We start from the raw sequence: 5,281 nt of genomic DNA on the forward strand, positions 1-5,281 counted from the left end.
GTCGTTCAGTCGATGCTTCAGCGGGAGAAGACAACTGCTATCCCTTCACCGCACCGGCAGTCATGCCGGACACCAGCTTGCGTTGCACGATCAGGAAGAACACCAGCGCCGGGATGGCGTAGATGACCGACGCGGCCATGACGCCGCCCCAGTCCACCGCGAACGCCGTACGGAACGACGACAGCCACACGGGCAGCGTCTGCTTGGACTGGTCGCGCATGAACACCAGCGCGAACAGGAACTCGTTCCACGCCGTGATGAAACTGAACACCGACGTCGTGACCAGGCCCGGTGCCAGCAGCGGCAGCGTGACCCGGCGGAACGCGCCGGCCCGGCTGCAGCCGTCGATCATCGCGGCCTCTTCGAGGTCGTACGGGATGCCGTTGATGAAGCCGTACAGCATCCAGACGGTGAACGGCAGCGTCGTGGCGAAGTACACCAGCAGCAGCGACGGCAGGGTGTTGAGCAGCCCGGCGTCCTTCATCAGCAGGTACATCGGGATGAACAGCGCCTCGACCGGCGCCAGCTGCGCGACCAGCACCAGCAGCAGGAAGCCCTTGCGGCCGCGGAACCGCATCCGCGCGAGCGCCGCGGCGGCGAGCACCCCGGCGACCAGCGCGCACAGCACCGCGCCGACCGTGACGATCAGGCTGTTGGTGAGGTAGGTCAGGAAGCCGGGCTTGGTCAGCGCCGAGGTGAAGTTGTCGATCGTCCCCGAGAACGGGATCAGGTCGTACTTCGGCGAAAGGACCTCTCCTGGCGTCTTGAGCGACGTGGTGAACATCCAGTACGTCGGGAAGCCGAAGAAGATCGCCGCGATGACCCCGACCACCGACAGGCTCACCCGCTGGGACAAGGATTTCTTCACGAGATGTCGGCCTCCTTCGAGCGCACGAGCAGCTGCACGTACCGGGCGGTGATGAGGGTCAGCACGAGCAGCATCAGCATGGCGATCGCCGCCGCCGCGCCGAAGTGGCTACCCGCGACACCCTTGAGGTACAGGTAGATCGGCAACGTCGTGCTCTCGCCGTCCGGGCCGCCCTGGCGGATCGCCCAGACCTGACCGAAGACCTTGAAGTCCCACAGCACCGACAGGAACGTGACCATGGTCAGGATCGGCCGGATCGCCGGCCAGCTGACCGCCCAGAACGTCTGCCACGGGCTGGCGCCGTCGATACCGGCGGCTTCGTAGTGTTCCTTCGGCGCGCCGAGCAGGCCCGCGTAGAGCGTGAACGCCACGAAAGGCACGGCCTGCCACAGGATCAGCAGCCCGATCACGGTCAGCGTGGAAGTCCCGGTGGAGAACCACGAGTACCCGATGAACGACTCGAACCCGAGTTGCGCGAGCGTTTTGTTGAGGATGCCGTACTGCTGGTCGAACATCCATTGGAAGACCGTGGTCGTCGCGATGACCGGCGTGGCCCACGCGAGGACGAGGGTGACTTGCAGCAGAACCCGGACGACCGGGTTCAGATGCCGCATGAGCAGCGCGATGAACAGCGCCACCAGCAACGTGGTGATCACGATGACGGCGGTGAACACCAGCGTCCGGATCGTGATCTCCCAGAACTCGGGATCGGTCAGCGCGGCGGTGTAGTTGTCAAAACCGATCCACACCATCTGACCGGTGACCAGTTCGCGCAGGTCGAGCTGGCGCAGGCTGATCCCGACGAGTTGCAGCGTAGGCCAGCCCAGCAGCACCAGGATCGCGATCAGCGCGGGCAGGATCAGCAGGTACGGCACCGTACGTTCGCCGATCCTCGCGCGCAGCGTCCGCGGCGAGGGGGGACTGACACGCGGCGGCGCCGGTGGGGAGGACCCCGCCGGCACCGCCACATCCTTGATCGTCGTCATCAACCGATGAGCTTGTCGAGCTGGGCGTTGGCGTCGCTCGTCGCCTGGTCCAGTGTCTTCTTCCCGGTCAGGTATGCGGTGAGCATGTCCTTGAGCGGGTTCTGGCCGGACTCGACCTCACCCCACTTGGGGCTGGCCGGCACGGCGCGGCCGTTCTTGGACGCCTTGGCCATCACGCTGGCCAGCGGGTCCGAGCCGAGCGCGCTGACGTCGGTCGAGGTGCCCGGCACGTAGCCGGCCTTCGCGAGCTCGGTCTGGTACTTGGCGCTGGACATCAGCTTCAGGTAGTCCTTGGCCAGTGCCTGGTCCTTGCTGTTGATCGGGATCACCAGGTTGGAGCCACCGAGGAACACCGGTGCGGTCGAGCCGGCGGTCTTGCCCGGGATCGGGAAGGCGCCGGTCTTGGCGGTGATGCTCGGGTCGGTCTTGGCCGCGGTGGCGACCTCGTAGGGCGCGCCGATGAACATGGCGGCCTTGCCACCGCCGTAGATACCGGCCTGCGCCGGGTTGCTCTCGTCGTTGTCCTTCGGCGCCTTGGTGCCGGAGACGTCCACGAGCTGCTTGTAGAACTCGATGCCCGCCTTCGAGCCCGGGCTGTCAAGCGAGGCCTTGAACGAGGTGCCGTTCGCGGTGGCGACGTCACCGCCGTCGTCCCAGATGAACGACAGCAGGGCGTACCAGTACTGGCCGGGCAGGTACAGCGGCTGGAAGTCGGGGTCGCTGCCGAACTTGGCCTTCAGCTTGCCGATCGCGTCGATCCACTCCGCACGCGAGGTGGGCGGCGCGGCGATACCGGCCTGCTCGAACATGTCCTTGCGGTAGATCACCTCACGGTTGGCCGCGTAGAACGGGACGCCGAAGGTCTTGCCGTCGTACTGACCGGAAGCCTTGAGACCCGCGAGCCACTGCGGCCCGTTGAAGTCGCCGACCGAAGCCGTCAGGTCCGTCAGCACGCCCGACGCGGCGAAAAACGGGGTCTGGGTGTTGCCGACCTCGATGACGTCCGGCGCGTCGTCACCGGCGAGCGCGGTGGTCAGCTTCTGCTGGATGCCGTTCCACTGCTGGACTTCGTACTTCACCTTGACGCCGGGGTGGGCGTCCTCGAACTCCTTGTGCAGCGCGGCGGAAGTGGCGTCCGGCACGGAGCCGGTCATCAGCCAGACCGTGAGCGTGCCGTCGGACTGAGCGGTACTCGCGGCGGCACCGGTGTCGGTGCCACTGGAGCCGGCGCAGCCCGCGGTCGCGAGGGTGATAGCGGCGGCGCCCGCCACCAGCTTGAGCCAGCGTTTCACTCGTGCCGTCCTTTCGATGTCCGGCCACCCGGCCGGACTGCCAAAAAAATGGTGTAGACCAATGTTAGAGAGGAGAGTGGTACGGACCACAGCGGGTGTCAAGGAGGTTGCCAATACGTTGTAAAACAGTGGAGATTCGATAACGGTGAGTCACCGGACGAGCACGGTGATGACACGGATCCGTTAATGCGGACCACACTATGCCGATAGCCGGAAAGGTTCTTTCCCTGCGGATTCCCCAAAGCGGACAAGGGGATCCGCGAAATTGGTAGCCTGGGAAACACGCTGCCGGGGGCCGCGTACCGAGCTTCCTGGAGGAACCTTGCCCGATCCGCTGACGCTCTCCGCCCTGGGCGCGACGGCTCTGACCGAAGGCATCAAGTTTCTTTATTCGCAGGCGACTGAACTGCTGAAACAACGTCGTGAGCGCGCCGCGAAACCGGCGAAACCTGTCGACACCACCGCGCTCGCGGGCGAACTCGAACCGCTCAAAGCGGACGACGACGTGGCCACGCAAGTGGAAGCCGAGCTGAAACGGCTCCGGCACGTGCTCCAGGACTACGTCGACGACATCGTGCCGATCGACCCGAAAGACCGCGAACTGCTCGAAGCGACCGACGAAGTACGGCGTCTGCTGGAAGCGGTCTACGGGCAGCGGATCACGTTCCGTGGCGAACACCGGCCGGAGTCGGGCCCGCTCGTCCAGGGCTCGGTCGACGCGCTCGAGGTTGCCGGGTACGTCGCCGCGGTGCGCGCGAAGACCGTCGGCGGCTCCGCGACCGTGCAGGGCACGGTGCGGACCGAAGAGGTGCGGGAAGGCGGCCAGGCGATCGGCGTCGACATCGACCGGATCGGCTGATGGCCGGGGACCACGATCGTCTCGACCGGGCCGAGCTGCTCCATGAACGGCTCATCGCCGGTTATCTCGACGCCGGTTTCTTCGAACGCGCTTGGCTGGCCGAGCGCGTCGAGCGTCATCTGCGTGACCCCGAATGCCGGTTCCTGCTGCTGACCGGCGGCCCGGGAACGGGCAAGAGCGCGTTCCTCGCGTGGCTGGCGCGCCTGCATCCGGTGGCACCGCGGTATTTCCTGCGCCGGGCCGGCAATCACCCGCTCGCGAGCGGCGACGCGTGGTCGCTGCTGCTGAGCATCGGGCACCAGCTGGCCGTGCTGCGCCCGGAAATCATGAGCCTGGACCTCGACGTCGACGTCACCCAGGACGTGGGCCGCGTGGCCGCCGGGGGCGAGGTGGTCGGCGTGCGCGTCGGCGAGGTCTGGGTGACCCCGTTCCAGCACACGGCATTCCAGGTGACACAGCAGATCAACGACGTCGAAGGGCGCGTCGTCGCCTTCGAGATCAACCGGCTGATCGCCGACGCCCGGCTCAACAACCTCGGCAACCTGCAGAGTCTCGCGTTGCTGGAACCTGCGGTCCGGCTCGCCGAGCGGGACAGCGAAAGCCTTGTCGTGGTGCTGATCGACGCCGTGGACGAACTCCGTTACCAGTGGAGCGCGGTCGGCGGCCGCGGCGACATCCTCGAATGGCTCGCCGATTGCCCGGAACTCCCGCCGAACGTCCGGATCGTGGTCACCTCCCGGCCGGATGACAAGCTCGAGCAATTCCGGGAGCGGAAGAGCGACCGGCTCCGCGAGATCGTCATCGACCCGGCGGGGCCGGAGGTCCAGGGCGATCTGCTGGCCTACACCGTCACACTGCTCGCCGAACCCGTTGTGGCGTCGACGTTCCGCGCCCCACCCGGACTCGCCCGCCGCGTCACCGCCCGCGCCGGCGGGAGTTTCCTCTACGTCGTGCTGTGGGGCAAAGCGCTGCGCGAAGCCGCGCAAACCGGGGACAGCGCGCGGATCGCCGCGGTGACGGACATGTCGGCGCTGCCCGCCGGGCTCGACGGGATCCACCGGTACTTCCTCGTCCTCGTGCGCGACTCGGTCCAGCGACAGGAACCACAGTGGAGGCAGGTGTGGAGAACCGCCTACCGGCCGCTGCTGGCCGTACTCGCCGTCGCCCAGACTCCGCTGACCTTCAGGCAGATCCTCCGGCTGGGTGATCTTCACGACCACCGGGACGAAGTCGCCGACGCGCTGAAAGAGCTGACCCAGTTCGTGTACTGGGAAGG

At 66.7% G+C, this 5,281-nt stretch carries 5 protein-coding genes; 2 read left to right on the plus strand and 3 right to left on the minus strand.

Translation table 11 applies throughout. The features are described from left to right. Window positions 1–37: 37 nt before the first annotated feature. Genes VFG33_RS09600 through VFG33_RS09610 form a run of 3 tightly spaced genes read right to left on the minus strand, consistent with a single transcriptional unit; the run spans window position 38 to window position 3,146 of the window. Window positions 38–868, minus strand: a complete 831-nt coding sequence (locus VFG33_RS09600; protein ID WP_325024607.1) for a carbohydrate ABC transporter permease — start codon at window positions 866–868, stop codon at window positions 38–40. Further along, on the minus strand, window positions 865–1,854 hold the full coding sequence (locus VFG33_RS09605) for a carbohydrate ABC transporter permease (protein ID WP_325024609.1): 990 nt from the start codon (window positions 1,852–1,854) through the stop codon (window positions 865–867). The genes VFG33_RS09600 and VFG33_RS09605 overlap by 4 nt, the downstream gene beginning before the upstream one ends. Beyond that, window positions 1,854–3,146, minus strand: a complete 1,293-nt coding sequence (locus tag VFG33_RS09610) for a sugar ABC transporter substrate-binding protein (protein ID WP_325024612.1) — start codon at window positions 3,144–3,146, stop codon at window positions 1,854–1,856. Before VFG33_RS09610 ends, VFG33_RS09605 begins: the two co-directional genes overlap by 1 nt. A 322-nt stretch (window positions 3,147–3,468) precedes the next feature. Between VFG33_RS09610 and VFG33_RS09615 the strand changes: the two genes are divergently transcribed. Together VFG33_RS09615 and VFG33_RS09620 are read left to right on the plus strand one after the other, a co-directional pair. Further along, complete coding sequence (locus VFG33_RS09615) at window positions 3,469–4,005, plus strand: hypothetical protein (RefSeq protein WP_325024614.1); 537 nt, start codon at window positions 3,469–3,471, stop codon at window positions 4,003–4,005. Continuing rightward, window positions 4,005–5,281: hypothetical protein (locus VFG33_RS09620; RefSeq protein WP_325024616.1), on the plus strand; the 1,277-nt coding region annotated here is incomplete at its 3' end. The genes VFG33_RS09615 and VFG33_RS09620, both read left to right, overlap by 1 nt.

This window comes from Kribbella sp., from assembly GCF_035687465.1.
GTDB lineage: Bacteria > Actinomycetota > Actinomycetes > Propionibacteriales > Kribbellaceae > Kribbella.